We start from the raw sequence: 15023 nt of genomic DNA on the forward strand, positions 1-15023 counted from the left end.
TTTAATAATTGTTTTCTAACTCCAAGTTGTCTCCTAACTAGTTCGCGCTGTAGCAAGGCGCAAATGAACTAATCCCTAGGAGCATACACTAGTATGTGACTAGGGTTAGCGAGTGAAGCCAACACAGATAGAGCGTGAACTAGGACGAAGACGGCGCCACAAAGTCGTTCGGCTAATCCCTAAATACTCCGCCACCGCCTTACGATCGCCATTAAACCTTGCCATCACTTGCTCTAGCGACTCTGTTGTTTGTTGACTAATTGGGGGTGTAGACACGGCACGCCTTTCTGGAGATAGCATCATTAACATGTCTGGATTGATGCTTTTATCCGCATAGGCGCTGCAATAGAGCGCAACCCGCTCCATTAGGTTACGTAGTTCCCTAACATTTCCTGGCCAAGAATAGGCAAGTAGAAAATCTCGACAACTGAGCAATTGCTGAACTCGAAAAGCAGGAAGTGGCAGTTGCAACCCTGCGAAAGCTAATTTTAATAATCGTTCTGAAAGCATGAAAATATCATCACCTCGTTCTGATAGTGCAGGGACTTTCATACGAAGCACACCTAAACGATAAAAGAGGTCACTTCGAAACCTTCCTTCTGCTACCCATTTATCCAGATCACAGTGGGTTGCACAGATCACGCGCACATTGATCTGCAAGGGGCGGTATCCCCCAACTCGCACCACTGAACGCTCTTCTAACACACGTAATAAGCGAGTTTGTAATGCGACTGGCATTTCTCCAATTTCATCAAGAAACAGCGTTCCGCCATTCGCTAGCTCAAATAAACCTGCTCGCCCGCCACGACGAGACCCCGTAAAGGCGCCCTCTTCATAACCAAATAGCTCAGCTTCCAGTAATGTTTCAGGAATCGCACCGCAGTTAACGGCAACAAACGGCATTTGTTGCTTACTTCGTTTTTGTTGGTTAAATAAACTGAATTCATGATGAATGGCTTGTGCCACCATCTCTTTACCTGTCCCACTTTCCCCTTGAATGAGCACCGTCGCATCTGAACGAGCATATAACATAATCGTTTGGCAGACCCGCTCCATTGCGGGCGATAAACCGATAAGGTCATTAATCGTGTGCCTAACTTTTGCCATGTTGAGCTGCGGATAATTTGCTTGGTTAAGTACATGTCGATGAGACATTCGGCTAAGTTCAATGGCATCAGAAAAGGCTTGCCGAATAGTTTGTGTAGAATAGACGAAAATACCCGTCATCCCCATTTCTTCGGCAAGATCAGTGATAAGCCCGGCTCCCACCACAACATGGATCCCCATCGCTTTCAAAGACTTCAATTGTGCTCGAGCATCTTCTGCCGTCACATAGCTTCGCTGCTCAATCTGCAAACAAAAATTTTCTTGGAACTGTTCTAAGGCAGGCATAATTTTTTGATAACTAATGATCCCAATTTTATCGCTAATTTCTCGCGCTTTAGCGAGTGCTTGCATCACATCAAACCCATTAATGTTAACGATAATCACTGGGACAGAAATATGGCTTTTTAAGTAAGCCCCATTAGATCCAGCACTAATAATCGCATCACAATGCCCCTCTTTTAGACGGCGACGCACTTCTTCTACAGCTTGATCAAAGCCGATATTAAGTGCCGTAATATCGGCTTGCGCGCTAAATTCGGGGCTAATATCACGAAATAGCGTGTAAAGGCGAGATACTGAGACGGTCCAAATAATCGGCTTTTCCATTTTTCTCCTCCGCAATACTGCGCTTTACGATGTTTCAATTTTGTTTCATGTAACAATATGGTGTTTCAATGAAATACACCAATTCATTCACTCAATAGTGACTCTTTCATCACATAAAAACAGATTATTTTTATCTAATTGATATATAACAATTAATAATATTTTTTGTATTTCAGGGCAGACTGGCACATCAATTGCTATCTCACTATAGTTATCAAAGATCATTTACACAGAATTAACAGATTATGAGGTGTTTATGTCTCGCCATTCCGCAGGTCAAAAATTTCGAGAGGCGATTAACCACGAGTCGCCACTTCAGTTAGTCGGCACAATCAATGCAAACCATGCACTGCTTGCCCAACAAGCGGGCTATAAAGCCATTTACTTATCAGGTGGGGGTGTTGCTGCGGGTTCTTTAGGTCTTCCTGACTTAGGTATCTCTACCCTTGACGATGTACTCATTGATATTCGTCGTATTACCGATGTGTGTGATTTACCGCTAATGGTGGATGCCGATATTGGTTTTGGTCCCTCCGCATTTAACGTCGCGCGTACCGTAAAATCCATGGCTAAAGCCGGAGCCGCAGGGCTGCATCTGGAAGACCAAGTAGGCGCTAAACGTTGCGGACATCGTCCGAATAAAGAGATTGTTTCTACACAAGAAATGGTTGACCGCATTAAGGCTGCTGTCGATGCCAGAGTGGATGAGAAATTTGTCATTATGGCACGCACTGATGCCCTCGCGGTTGAAGGACTCGAAGCCGCTCTAGAAAGAGCAAACGCCTACATCGAGGCAGGCGCAGATATGCTATTCCCTGAAGCCATCACCGAGTTAAGCATGTACCAACAATTTACTCGCCATACACAAGTCCCTGTATTGGCTAATTTAACCGAATTTGGTCAAACACCTCTATTTACGCTTGATGAGCTTCGCAGCGTCGGGATTGCCATCGCGCTGTACCCACTTTCCGCTTTTCGAGCCATGAATAAAGCGGCTGAACAGGTGTACACCACGTTACGCCAAGAAGGAACGCAAAAAAACGTTGTGCCATTAATGCAAACCCGTGAAGAGCTCTATAAATCCATCAATTACTATCAACATGAAGAAAAACTGGATGCGTTATTTTCACAAAATAAAAAACGCTAAGCCTTTTTAATCACCGAATAAACCGTGAATAGAGCAAGTTGTAGTCGTCTCTGTCCCCTACAAGGAATCCATGATGAATGAACAACTTAACAGCGCTGTAACACCAAGCTTCAAACCTAAAAAATCCGTTGCTTTATCAGGCGTAACAGCAGGGAATACCGCGCTTTGTACCGTCGGTCGTAATGGTAATGACCTCCACTACCGTGGCTATGATATCCACGATTTAGCGACCCAATGCGAATATGAGGAAGTGGCCTACTTACTTATCCACGATAAGCTCCCAAATCGCACTGAATTGGCGGCATATAAAGAGAAGTTAAAGCCCTTAAGAGGTTTGCCAACCAATGTGAAACAAACATTGGAATCCATTCCTGCCAATACACACCCCATGGATGTTATTCGCACTGGAGTGTCAATGATGGGCTGTGTTCTCCCCGAAAAAGAGGTTCATACCCTTGCCGGAGCAAAAGATATTGCAGACCGCTTACTGGCGTCTCTTGGCTCTATCTTGCTGTATTGGTATCACTTTAGCCATCATGGTCGGCGCATTGAAACCATGACCGACGATGATTCTATTGGCGCTCATTTTTTACATTTACTGCATGGTAAAAAACCGCCTGCACAATGGGAAAAATTTATGCATATTGCCTCCATTTTATATGCTGAGCATGAATTCAATGCCTCAACATTTGCCGCTCGCGTTATTGCAGGAACTGGGACTGATTTTTACTCTGCTATTACTGGTGCCATTGCAGCCTTAAGAGGTCCCAAACATGGTGGAGCCAATGAGGTTTCACTCGAGATTCAGCAGCGTTACTCATCGATAGAAGATGCAGAGCAGGATATTGTCGCTCGCCTCAAAAATTCAGAAGTCATTATTGGCTTTGGTCACCCCGTTTATACCTTGGCAGATCCTCGCCATCCAATCATTAAATCAGTGGCACTACAACTGTCTGAACAAAGCATGAATCGACATTTGTATACCATTGCAGATCATATCGAATCGGTAATGAAACGTGAAAAAGGCATGTTTCCAAATCTTGATTGGTTCTCGGCCGTGGTTTATCACTTAATGGGCGTGCCAACTGCAATGTACACCCCGCTATTTGCAATTGCCCGAATAGCGGGCTGGTCAGCCCATATCATTGAACAACGCCAAGATAATAAAATTATTCGACCTTCCGCTAACTATACGGGTCCTGAAAATAAACTTTTTGTTCCTATTGAACAGCGCTAATTAAGGTAAAACCATGACAACGCAATCCCAAACAGCCCCACACGTTCAATTTGATACGGTGATGACGGATATCGTCGACTATGTTCTCGATTTTCCCATCACGTCAAAATTAGCTTACGAGACCACCTATTATTGCTTACTTGATACGTTAGGCTGCGGTATGGAATCCCTTGAATACCCGGCTTGTAAAAAGTTATTAGGTCCGATTATTCCAGGTACAATTGTGCCGAATGGCACCAAAGTACCTGGCACGCAGTTTCAATTAGATCCCGTCCAAGGCGCATTCAATATTGGTACGCTATGTCGTTGGTTAGATTTCAACGACACTTGGTTAGCCGCAGAATGGGGACACCCATCGGATAACCTCGGTGGTATTTTAGCCACTGCGGATTGGCTTTCTCGCGAAAACCTTGCTAAAGGCAAAAAACCGTTAGTCATTCGTGATGTGCTTACCGCCATGATCAAAGCCCATGAGATTCAAGGCTGCATCGCCCTAGAAAATGCCTTCAACAAAGTCGGTCTTGACCATGTCATTTTGGTCAAAGTTGCCTCAACAGCTGTTGTCGCACAAATGCTTGGGCTATCTCGTGAGCAAATCCTCAATGCGGTTTCCCTCGCATGGGTTGATGGGCACAGTTTACGCACCTACCGCCACACACCCAATACAGGCTCCCGCAAATCATGGGCTGCGGGTGATGCAACGTCCCGTGCAGTAAGACTCGCACTGATGGCTCAAAAAGGTGAGATGGGCTACCCAACGGCTTTAACGGCGAAAACATGGGGATTCTATGACGCCTTATTCCGCGGCCAGTCATTCAAATTTCAGCGACCTTATGGCTCTTACGTGATGGAAAATGTGCTCTTTAAAATTTCCTTCCCTGCTGAATTCCATGCACAGACCGCCGTTGAAGCAGCTTTACAACTCCATAACCAACTGAAAGAAATCGGTAAGTGCGCCGATGATATCGAATCCATTGCAATTCGTACCCATGAAGCCTGCATTCGAATTATTGATAAACAAGGTCCTCTACAAAACCCAGCAGATCGCGACCATTGCATTCAATACATGGTTGCGATCCCGCTTATTTTTGGTCGTCTTACGGCATCTGACTATGAGGACAGTATTGCTCAAGACAGCCGCATTGACGCACTACGAGCCAAAATGCATTGCCACGAAGACCCTGCATTTACACAGGATTATCATGATCCTGAAAAACGCTCTATTACCAATGCTCTCACCATCAAATTAAAAGATGGTCAAACCTTAAATGAAGTGGTCATTGAATACCCTGTTGGTCATAAACGTCGTCGCCAAGAAGGCATGCCATTGTTACTTAAAAAATTCAGAACTAACTTAGCACGCCAGTTCCCTGAGGCTCAGCAACGACGGATTTTATCCGCGTCATTAGATAAACCGTTGTTTGAGAATATGCCAGTGAATGAATATTTGGATTTATTTGTGATTTAAAGAGACGTTTTCACGATTCATAACGTTTTTCTGTAAACAACCGTTTTACTCTGTGTCATCTTGAGAGAAACAAAAAAGCCCTAGTTTTAGGTTATTAAAACTAGGGCTTCAAATATCGGGTAAGAATATTATTTCAGTAATCGGGCTCTTACTGATTTTCCTTTAATTTTGCCTTGCTGTAGTTGTTTCCACGCTTGATTCGCAACTGATTTTTTAATCGCAACGTAGGCATGCATTGGGTGAATCGCAATTTTGCCAATATCATCCCCTTGTAAGCCAACTTCGCCCGTTAATGCCCCTAAGATATCTCCAGGGCGGATCTTCGCTTTTTTACCACCATCAAGGCATAACGTGACCATTTCGGCTTCTAATGGGGTAATTCGTAAACCTGTCGGTTCAGGTAACCAATTCAGCTTGATATTCAGCATCTCTTCAAGCACATTGGCTCGCTGAGCTTCTTCTGGCGAGCAAAGACTGATGGCTAAGCCGCTCTTTCCTGCCCGCGCAGTACGTCCAATGCGATGCACATGGACTTCAGGATCCCAAGAAAGCTCAAAGTTAATCACCATTTCGAGCGCCTTGATATCCAAACCGCGGGATGCTACGTCAGTCGCGACTAAAACACGGCTACTCCCATTCGCAAACCGCACTAACGTTTGGTCACGATCGCGCTGATCCATATCACCATGTAATACTAAAACGCTTTGATTGCTATCCATCATGGCATCATAAACGGCTTGGCAATCTTTTTTAGTATTACAAAACACCACACAAGAAGCGGGTTGTTCACGGCTTAAGAGTTTTTGCAATAAATCAATTTTGTCATGTCGAGCAACTTCGTAGAATTGCTGCTCCACATCTGGCAATTCATTAACTGAATTAATTTCAATGGTCAGTGGGTTTTTCTGAATACGTTGGCTAATAGCCGCAATGCTGTCCGGCCATGTTGCTGAAAATAAGAGTGTTTGGCGATCTTCTGGCGTAAAAGAAATTACAGCATCGATATCATCAGCAAACCCCATATCTAACATACGATCGGCTTCATCCAATACCAGCGTTTGTAAATGGTCTAACTGCACAGTTTCTTTGTGTAGGTGATCGAGTAAACGACCCGGTGTTGCCACCAAAATATGCGCGGCATGAACCAAAGAATCACGTTGTACACTAAACGGCACACCGCCACATAATGTTAAAATTTTAAGATTAGGAATATAACGCGCTAAACGACGTAATTCATTCGCAACTTGATCCGCCAATTCTCGGGTCGGACATAAAACTAAGGATTGGGTATTAAAATTTTTGGCATCAATACGTTGTAATAATCCCAAGCCAAAAGCTGCCGTTTTGCCGCTGCCAGTTTTAGCTTGTGCACGGACATCTTTGCCGGCAAGGATCGCGGGTAATGCCGCTTCTTGAATTGGGGTCATCGTGATAAAGCCCAATTCATTCAGATTGGAGAGTTGCTCCGCAGGAAGCGCATTTAAGTCAGCAAATGAAGTCACAGTTAACATTCCGAATAAAATAAAAGAGATCATAGGAGAGAAAACTCTCCTCGCCTATGATACTAAAAAATAAATTGATAGCGAGTTTGGTTGGTATAAATGTGGTTCGCCTTAGCAATAATTGCGTGCGGTTCATGTGCTTCCGCATGCCCTAAACCATCAAATGGATATTGTGTCGCTAACACGACCCCTGAAAAAGGCGTGTAGGTTTTGCTTTTTCCTAAAACGGAAACCAAGTGGTTACCTGTATAAACATGAATTGCAGGTGAAGTGCTCATCATATGCATGTGAACATCCCCATTTGGTGAGCCTAATGTTGCGACAATGTGTTGTCCATCCGTAACCGCTCCGTCAAAAACAAATGTGTGGTCATACCCACCCACAGCTTGCTGGTCTTCATCTTGTAGATAATCACGGCCAATACGTTTGCTTTGTCGAAAATCAAAATAGGTATCCGTGACTTCACGCCACTCTCCCGTTGGGAGCCCTTCATGATTTTGTGGTAAGAAGTATGGCGCGTGCATTTGGAGGTCATGCTCAAATGCAGTTCGGTCTGAGTCTTCACCCGCAAGATTAAAATAGGTGTAGTTAGTCAGATTGACCGGACAATCCTGATCACATTGATAACGGTAGCTGATAACAACTTGATTATCATCTGTCAGTTCATACTGTACTTCAACTTTTAATTCGCCCGGAAAACCTTGATCCCCATCCGATGACACCAGCGTAAAAATGGCTTGCTGCTGGTCTGGTTGAGTAATCGCCCATACCCGATAACTAAAATTGTCTCGCCCACCATGCTGGCAATGAGCGCCTTGATTATGCGTCAGTTGATAGGTATGCCCATCAAGCTCAAAAGTGGAATTCGCAATGCGATTTGCAACCCGTCCCACGGTTGCACCAAAATAGACGCGTTGCTCCATTTGAGCCGCCATATTTGGTGAGCCTAAAATAATATCGCGTTTACCACTTGCTAACGGCAATATACAGCTAACCCAACTTGCACCCAAACTACTCAAAATAATTTTCATTCCCTGTTTATTTGTGAGTGCAACGACCTTTGGTGTGCGCAGAGTATGACGTTGTTGCTTGGTAAACTGCATTTTTCCTGAGTGTTCCTTATATTTCCACTTATCGTGTCGCCTGACATTATTTAACAATAATAAAACGAATTCACGATAACGTAAAAAGAAAAAAGCTGAGCGTATAATACGTCAGCCTTCTCATAATTACCCAATAACCAAATAGGAATTAGTGCAAGCAATCTTTGTCATAAGGGTCTAAGTGAGTCATAACATCCAATATTTGAGGATTTTTCATTAATTGCTCTCGGACATTCACTGCAATATCATGTCCTTCCAAAATTGTCATTTGACCATCTAATTCTAAATGGATATCCACAAGAAAAAAATCGCCAGATTTACGCGTTTTTAAATCATGAAAACCTTTAACATCAGGGATTCCTTTTAGCACATCACTGATTTGCGCTAACGTTTCGTCATCCGCACCTTTATCCATTAAATCTTGCATGGATTGATAGGTAAATTTAAACCCCATACGGAAAACGAACGTCCCCACAATTAACGCTGCAATCGGGTCAAGAATACGAATGCCACATAAACTACCAATAATACCGATAGCGACGACTAATGAAGATGCCGCATCAGAGCGGGCATGCCAAGCATTCGCAACTAACATGCTTGAGTTAACTTTATTCGCCACATGCAGCATATAGCGAAACAGACCTTCTTTCGCAACCAAAGCCGTCAATGCCGCAACCAGAGCCATTGAATGAACTTCAGGTATCAGAGCAGGATTAATCATTTTCTCTACAGCTGACCAGCCCATACCAACACCGACTATCAGTAAAATAATACCTAAAATAAGTGATGCTCCATTTTCATAACGAAAATGCCCATAAGGGTGATCTGCATCAGGCTTTTTATGGCTTTTCTTATTCGCAATAAGAACAACAAAGTCAGCAATTAAATCCGAAAGTGTATGAATACCATCAGCAATCAAACCTGATGAATGTGAAAATACACCAACAATGATTTGCCAAATAGACAAAAGAGTATTAACAGCAACACTAATCAGAGTGCTCTTTTTCGCCGCCTTAAACTTTTCTTGCTGTAATGCGAATTCTTTCTTCGTTGAAGTTGGGATTTCATGTTTATGCATAGGTTATTTTCTTAATGAAAAACAAAACAATTATCATTTAAATATAGTTTATTTTCAATGACTTAATTAATTTCGAATATACTCTCATATTATTTGTTAAATGTCCCACAATAAATTGTAAACAATTGATTACATTGACTGAGAATGGTTATTCTTTATTTTTCTATCCTTGTTCAGATTGGCACTATAAATAAAGAAAGAAAAATCATTTATCAGCATAGCCTCTATTCCACATATAGAGGGGATTTATCTTTATTAGATAGGCATTGCAACATGAATCCAATATCACAAAATCATCAGTGCCATATGACTTATAAAATGATAGGTATATAATCAAATTAAAATAACAAATGAAGAGGTGGCTATGTATAAAAAAATATTGGTTCCTATTGATCTGTTAGAAGATGATTTAAACTTAAACATCATCAAACATGTGGAAGATCTCGCAACACTCGGTAAGCCTGAGATTCACTTTTTTTCCGTGATCCCGAGTGTCGAACTGTTTTTTGGTATTGAAGTGGCTATCCTGCCTGAAAGCCATAAGAATTCAGCAGAACGAGCATCACTGGCAATGCGGGCATTAGAAGAAGTGATCCGAGATGTTAAAATTCCAAGCTCTCAGATTACCTGTCAGGTCAGTATTGGTTCAGCCAAGGATGAAATTCTAGACTACGCAAAAACAATTAATGCCGATCTCATTGTTGTCGGCTCTCACCATCCAAGTACATCGACTTATTTATTAGGTTCAACCGCATCTGCTATTGTGCGTCATGCTCAAACCTCGGTGTTTGTCGTTCGCTAATTAGGCAAGCTTAAAATAAAAATGCCGCATCATAGAATCAAACGGTGATGCGGCATTAAATGCATTACTTCTTAATCGAGTTCATTAATTTATCGTCTGTAGACCAAATACGGTACTTCACATCCATATCTTTTGGCACATAAACAACAATTGGTAACTTACTGTTATAGCGCACAAATGCGTCATCCCCTAACTGGGTAGTAATAAAACGATCTTTTGCAGGCTCAGTACAAGCCATCATTGTTGAAGCAGGTCCTTTTACTTCTTCTAATTTGTAATAGTTATAACCCCATCCATCTAAGGTTTTTTCTTCTAAATCACCCATAAACCATTGACGGTTACAATCAGCTTTGATGGTTTTACCGATAACTAACTCAACCATATAGTCGTATTCATTTTGCTTAGTATCCAGTTGAATCACATGACGAGTCATACCAGATTCTGCTTTTGGATAAGGAGCGATCTTTCCTAAATCTTCAGTCGCCATTGCACAAGAAGAAACTGCCACCGCAGCCATTACAGACAAAATCGCTTTTTTCATCATAAAATTCCTATTCGTAAAAAAATAACAACATTAAAAACTAGATTTTTATACATAGTAGGTCAATTCAGCCACTTTAATCACTATAGATGATTCTTAATTACAAAAATATAGATAACTTATTAATCCTTTAGTGATATTACTTAATTTTAGTATAAGGATCATAAAATTAATAAAAATTATGTAAATTCCCGCCATAAAGATGTACATAAAACAATCAATGATTATACTGAAAGTGAGGCTTAATTCATTCTGAGGAGGTAGTATGTTATCTGCTGATCAAGATTTAGTTTCACAATTAATTGCCACACATCCCCGCTTTCAGTCTCTCTATGAGAAGCATCATCAATTGAATAAAGAAATTAGCAAGCTTGAAGGACCTTCAGGTGCTGGCTATAACGAACAAGTCGCCAAACTTAAAAAAGAAAAACTACATCTAAAAGATGAAATGCAAAGAATAATGCAAACTAGTCGGTAAGATGCCTTCACTCAATTGCTAGGCTGGCTTTATCAAGCGGAATTGGCATATAAAATCTAATACAATGTTAATGGCATAAGAAATGGCTCTTATGCCATTTTTGCGAGTACGCCTCAAAACAAGATTTCTATTGATTTAACCACCTATAAATAGAGCAATAAAAGATGTATATTAAATGTATCTTTATGCGGCGAGGATTATTACGGTGGGAAAAAGAATATCTCGAGAAATTGTCACAATAGAAAAAATGATAAAAATCTATGAAAAGTCGCATCCTGCGCCTGACGACAACCCTGAGTATTATCAAACTCTTTTTTCCTATGCGGTTAAACGCCTAGAAAAATGTCGCTATGGAGAAGCCAAGCCTGCTTGTAAACAATGCCCAATACATTGCTATCAGCCAAAACAACGCGAACAAATGAAAATCATTATGCGCTGGGCTGGCCCAAAAATGCTGTATTTCCACCCTATTTTAGCAATCCGTCACCTTATTGATGACAGAAAACCCGTCCCTGAACTCCCACCTCGAAATCGAGCAACATCAAAATTAGATAAATAGACTTATCCGCAGAATATTCCACCAATTCGATATCATCGAGTGGAGGAGCAACAACAGACAGTTTGCCTGTAGAAATGTTAAATATATTTAACAACTCGCTACTCATGAACACCTATTGCTTGCTTTCATTATCTTATTAGTTTTTTATCACTTTTTTAGCTGCTGACGGTGGATGCCATAATTTCCAGTTAATCCAATAAATTTACTCAGATTTATCATAAATAAGCTTGCTTCAAAAAATGACGCTCATATAAAAATTAGTAACCAACTATAATTAATAACCAAAATCCATGCTTATATAAGAAGCAAAAAACATCACCCAAACCAATAAATGTCAAAAATGAGATTTAAATCTCAATATTTAGCTTAAATAGACCTTTTTGATAATTAAAATAAATCAATATGATTCATTAATCTAATTGATGATGTAATTAACAAATTAATACATTAGCAAAATTTATTATTGATATTTTTAACGAGTATATACCTAATAATTTACATGGCTATTATTTGTGATAAAACACAAATAACGACTACTTATCTTTAAAAGGTAAAAAAACTACAAAAAAAGAGTAAAAAAATATAAAATATATAAAACCAGAAAAAACAAAAAAGCTAGAATTTTAATCTTGATTTATCGGTAATTAACAGAATAAATGAATAGTGCGCCAAATAAGTCACTCGTAATATACGAGTAATAACCGGAAATTACTCGTAAAAACCATATTTTGAAACATTTCTTAATACTTTCATTTACGATATGACATATAAAAAAACAGCTCATATAATTTCAATCATCAAGGTCATAGTGATTTTTTATATCAACCGAGGATGAAATTTTGATATTTAATTTCCACTATCACTTAAAGAGCTAATTTTAATAAAGGTGCTACCATGAACAGTAAATTAAGCCATCAGGTGATAAAAAAAGTACGCATAGATAAAAGTAACCCCCATGCGATACTCGATTTAACCTCTAAAGGCCTTATCATTATAGAAAAAGGGTCTATTTTGTTAGAAACCCCAGCAGCAAATGAAAGCTTGCATGAAGGGGACATTTTATATCATAAACAAGGCTCGTACTCTTTTAAGACCGAGAATAACACGTTAGATGGTGAATTTTTATGGATCTCATTGGATGATAAATTTTTACGTGAATATTTATCTCAATACGGTTCTCAGCTAAGCGAGATTGAGCGCACTGAAAACTCAGCTAATGACATTATCAAATTTACAACAAGTCCATTAATCAAAGAGTTAAAGAATAGCTTGGAGTCTTTTATTCAGACTCAGTATCCGGAGATGATCCTTAAGCTGAGAATCAATGAGTTACTTTTATTGTTATCTTACAGTGAGCAAGGGGCGGCATTGTTGTCTAATTTTCGACAACTCAGTAACCGTCAAGCTGAACGCTTACAAACCTTCATGGAAAATAATTATTTAAAAGAATGGAAACTCAATGAGTTTGCTCGAACCTTTGGAATGGGATTAACCACGTTCAAAGAGCTATTTCACACGGTCTACGCAACATCACCACGTTCTTGGATCAGCGAAAAACGTATTATGTATGCGCATCAGTTATTAATAAATACCTCGATGAGTATTGTGGAAGTTTCAATGGAAGCCGGATTTTCAAGTCAGTCTTACTTTACGCAAAGCTACCATAAGCGCTTTGGTTATACCCCCAGCAGGTCGCGTAAAGCCGCCTAAGCACTTCCCTCACGTTATATGCCCTGTCAGTATAGGATTAATGTCTTAGCTACACTGACAGAAAGGCAACCTCATTATCAATCACACCGCTTAAAATAAAAAAGAGCCTACTATCTCTAGTAAGCCCCTTCACATTAGTTAAATGTACCAATCAACTAGTTTGCTTGAATGACTTTTAAATCAATAATTGACATTGAATTTGGTGGCACTTCACCAGGAATCCCCTCAGGGCCATAACCACCTTCAGGTTCAATATAAATTTTAACCATTCCCCCAACACCCACTTTTTCGACAAAAGAGTTCATTGGTGGAGGCAATTGATTATAAGGCAATACCATCGGATTTTTTTCCGTGTGCATGACAGTCACTTTGCCATCTGTTAGTTGCTCACGCATGATCAGCGTGATTTTTTTATCTTGCACATCTGTAATTGGCGTACCTTTTTGTAAAACTTTATAGTAAGTGAAATTATCTAACTTACTGTATTTCTGTTGTTTTATATCTTCTAAAATCTTTTGATTGCGCTTCGCATTTTCTTTAGCAATCGTCGTATTATCTGCCGGTGGAATTTGAATAATATTTGGAGCCTTACCTGCTACGGTTTTTTTATTCGCCCTTAAAGCATCATTCTCTTCACGTAACTGAGTGACACGCTGATTAAGATCTCTAATCTGCAACTTTAATCCATCGTCGGTTGAAAATGCTTTCAGTGATGCCAGCTCATCTTTTGCTTTTTTCAGATTTTCTTGAACGCTCGCCAGCTCCTGTCTAGATTGGCTATCCGCCGCTGTTTTTTCATCAAGCTGCTTTTTAAGCTGAAGTAATTCCTGATCTTTTTTAGCAACATTCTCTGCCGTAAATTTTTCAGCTTCTAACTTCAGCACATTCAGTTGCTTATTAACATCTAACAATTTCTGCTCAAGATCTGATTGCTGTTGATTGCGACTCGCAATGTCTTTCTCAAGCTTAGCAATTTGAATTTCTTTTTCTTTTGCTTGTGAGGCTAACAACGCATTTTGAGATTCTAACTGTTGTTTATCAGATAGCTGGGCTTTCAACGAATTTTGGACATTTTTATTTTCTAAATCTAATTTCGTTAACGTCTCTTCTCTCGCTTTGAGTAACGTAATTTGTTGATTTAACTCAGTAGTGAGTTCTTTCACTTGCTGATCAGTCGCCTTTCCAGCAAGCTCAGTCTGTTTCTCTAATTCTGTACGCAGTTTTTGCACTTCAGCATTAGCTTGCGCCAGTTGTTTTTTGGCCTCTGCATAACCTTGCTCATTTGTTGCTAATTGAGCTTGTAACTGAGTATACTGATTTTGGCTATCAGTAAGCTGCTTAGCTATTTTTTCATGGGCATTTTGCTGAGTAAGCTGTTGTTTTTTCGCATTAGCAAGCTCAACTTCTAATGCATTTTTTTGGACCAATTGAGCCGTTTGTTCAGCTAAAACAACTTGAATTTTTTCATTTTGTTTTGATTTTTCAGCAAGTTGCTGATTTTGTTGTTCAAGCTGTTTAACTGCATCCTGCTGCTGTTTCAGCGCTGATTGGACATCATTTTTCTGCGATTGAACTTGTTTGAGTTCATCTTCACGCTGCTTCAGTAATGTTTCTTGCTTTAATAAATTGGCGCTCAACGTTTTCAATTGTTCATCCGTATTACCGGACGATTGTAATTGCTGTTT

The 15023-nt window shown here is 40.2% G+C and carries 13 protein-coding genes; 7 read left to right on the forward strand and 6 right to left on the reverse strand.

Features of this window, described 5'->3' with window-relative positions; translation table 11 throughout:
- Positions 1-105 precede the first annotated feature (105 nt).
- Complete coding sequence (gene prpR / locus PSF16_RS13810; RefSeq protein ID WP_272689441.1) at positions 106-1713, reverse strand: propionate catabolism operon regulatory protein PrpR; 1608 nt, start codon at positions 1711-1713, stop codon at positions 106-108.
- Positions 1714-1969: 256 nt separating this feature from the next.
- On the opposite strand from prpR, the gene prpB reads away from it, so the two are divergent.
- From prpB to PSF16_RS13825, 3 genes are all read left to right on the forward strand, one after another.
- On the forward strand, positions 1970-2860 hold the full coding sequence (gene prpB / locus PSF16_RS13815; RefSeq protein WP_272689442.1) for a methylisocitrate lyase: 891 nt from the start codon (positions 1970-1972) through the stop codon (positions 2858-2860).
- A 73-nt stretch (positions 2861-2933) separates the two neighbouring features.
- A complete protein-coding gene (gene prpC / locus PSF16_RS13820; protein WP_036968263.1) occupies positions 2934-4097 on the forward strand; it encodes a bifunctional 2-methylcitrate synthase/citrate synthase in 1164 nt (387 codons plus the stop codon).
- A 13-nt stretch (positions 4098-4110) separates the two neighbouring features.
- Positions 4111-5565 (forward strand): bifunctional 2-methylcitrate dehydratase/aconitate hydratase, encoded by a 1455-nt coding sequence (locus PSF16_RS13825; protein WP_272689443.1) that lies wholly within the window; start codon positions 4111-4113, stop codon positions 5563-5565.
- 128 nt (positions 5566-5693) lie between these two features.
- On the opposite strand, the gene dbpA is transcribed toward PSF16_RS13825, so the two are convergent.
- From dbpA to PSF16_RS13840, 3 genes are all read right to left on the reverse strand, one after another.
- The gene (dbpA, locus tag PSF16_RS13830) at positions 5694-7067 is read right to left on the reverse strand and encodes an ATP-dependent RNA helicase DbpA (RefSeq protein WP_272689446.1); all 1374 of its coding nucleotides are present in this window, start codon (positions 7065-7067) and stop codon (positions 5694-5696) included.
- Between the two features lie 62 nt (positions 7068-7129).
- Positions 7130-8170 carry a galactose-1-epimerase gene (locus PSF16_RS13835; RefSeq protein ID WP_036964169.1) on the reverse strand — a complete coding sequence of 347 codons (1041 nt, stop codon included), beginning with the start codon at positions 8168-8170 and terminating at the stop codon, positions 7130-7132.
- 148 nt (positions 8171-8318) lie between these two features.
- Complete coding sequence (locus PSF16_RS13840; RefSeq protein WP_006658064.1) at positions 8319-9248, reverse strand: cation diffusion facilitator family transporter; 930 nt, start codon at positions 9246-9248, stop codon at positions 8319-8321.
- A 364-nt stretch (positions 9249-9612) separates the two neighbouring features.
- Here PSF16_RS13840 and PSF16_RS13845 point away from each other — a divergent pair, with 364 nt between their 5' ends.
- Positions 9613-10050 carry a universal stress protein gene (locus PSF16_RS13845; protein ID WP_006661195.1) on the forward strand — a complete coding sequence of 146 codons (438 nt, stop codon included), beginning with the start codon at positions 9613-9615 and terminating at the stop codon, positions 10048-10050.
- A 64-nt stretch (positions 10051-10114) separates the two neighbouring features.
- Here the strand turns inward: PSF16_RS13845 and eco are convergent, their stop codons facing one another.
- Positions 10115-10591 (reverse strand): serine protease inhibitor ecotin, encoded by a 477-nt coding sequence (eco, locus tag PSF16_RS13850; RefSeq protein ID WP_272689447.1) that lies wholly within the window; start codon positions 10589-10591, stop codon positions 10115-10117.
- Positions 10592-10856: 265 nt separating this feature from the next.
- On the opposite strand from eco, the gene PSF16_RS13855 reads away from it, so the two are divergent.
- The 3 genes from PSF16_RS13855 to PSF16_RS13865 all read left to right on the forward strand — a co-directional run bounded on the left by PSF16_RS13855 (position 10857) and on the right by PSF16_RS13865 (position 13338).
- A complete protein-coding gene (locus PSF16_RS13855; RefSeq protein ID WP_006658061.1) occupies positions 10857-11069 on the forward strand; it encodes a DUF465 domain-containing protein in 213 nt (70 codons plus the stop codon).
- Between the two features lie 175 nt (positions 11070-11244).
- Positions 11245-11628 carry a nitrous oxide-stimulated promoter family protein gene (locus tag PSF16_RS13860; RefSeq protein WP_272689444.1) on the forward strand — a complete coding sequence of 128 codons (384 nt, stop codon included), beginning with the start codon at positions 11245-11247 and terminating at the stop codon, positions 11626-11628.
- A gap of 894 nt (positions 11629-12522) precedes the next feature.
- Positions 12523-13338, forward strand: coding sequence for a helix-turn-helix transcriptional regulator (locus PSF16_RS13865; RefSeq protein ID WP_006661192.1), 816 nt, complete (start codon positions 12523-12525; stop codon positions 13336-13338).
- A 155-nt stretch (positions 13339-13493) separates the two neighbouring features.
- Here PSF16_RS13865 and PSF16_RS13870 read toward each other — a convergent pair.
- On the reverse strand, positions 13494-15023 hold a 1530-nt coding region (locus PSF16_RS13870), incomplete at its 5' end, for an FKBP-type peptidyl-prolyl cis-trans isomerase (RefSeq protein ID WP_272689445.1).

The sequence above is a fragment of the Providencia sp. PROV033 genome (genome assembly GCF_028484855.1).
GTDB lineage: Bacteria > Pseudomonadota > Gammaproteobacteria > Enterobacterales > Enterobacteriaceae > Providencia > Providencia alcalifaciens.

Bases quoted from the DNA above. Each gene is read 5' to 3' on its own strand.
- PSF16_RS13845 (WP_006661195.1), top strand. From the start codon at position 9,613: ATGTATAAAAAAATATTGGTTCCTATTGATCTGTTAGAAGATGATTTA.
- prpC (WP_036968263.1), top strand. From the start codon at position 2,934: ATGAATGAACAACTTAACAGCGCTGTAACACCAAGCTTCAAACCTAAA.
- PSF16_RS13860 (WP_272689444.1), top strand. From the start codon at position 11,245: ATGTATCTTTATGCGGCGAGGATTATTACGGTGGGAAAAAGAATATCT.
- PSF16_RS13835 (WP_036964169.1), bottom strand. From the start codon at position 8,170: ATGCAGTTTACCAAGCAACAACGTCATACTCTGCGCACACCAAAGGTC.
- PSF16_RS13840 (WP_006658064.1), bottom strand. From the start codon at position 9,248: ATGCATAAACATGAAATCCCAACTTCAACGAAGAAAGAATTCGCATTA.
- eco (WP_272689447.1), bottom strand. From the start codon at position 10,591: ATGAAAAAAGCGATTTTGTCTGTAATGGCTGCGGTGGCAGTTTCTTCT.
- prpB (WP_272689442.1), top strand. From the start codon at position 1,970: ATGTCTCGCCATTCCGCAGGTCAAAAATTTCGAGAGGCGATTAACCAC.
- PSF16_RS13865 (WP_006661192.1), top strand. From the start codon at position 12,523: ATGAACAGTAAATTAAGCCATCAGGTGATAAAAAAAGTACGCATAGAT.
- PSF16_RS13825 (WP_272689443.1), top strand. From the start codon at position 4,111: ATGACAACGCAATCCCAAACAGCCCCACACGTTCAATTTGATACGGTG.
- PSF16_RS13855 (WP_006658061.1), top strand. From the start codon at position 10,857: ATGTTATCTGCTGATCAAGATTTAGTTTCACAATTAATTGCCACACAT.
- prpR (WP_272689441.1), bottom strand. From the start codon at position 1,713: ATGGAAAAGCCGATTATTTGGACCGTCTCAGTATCTCGCCTTTACACG.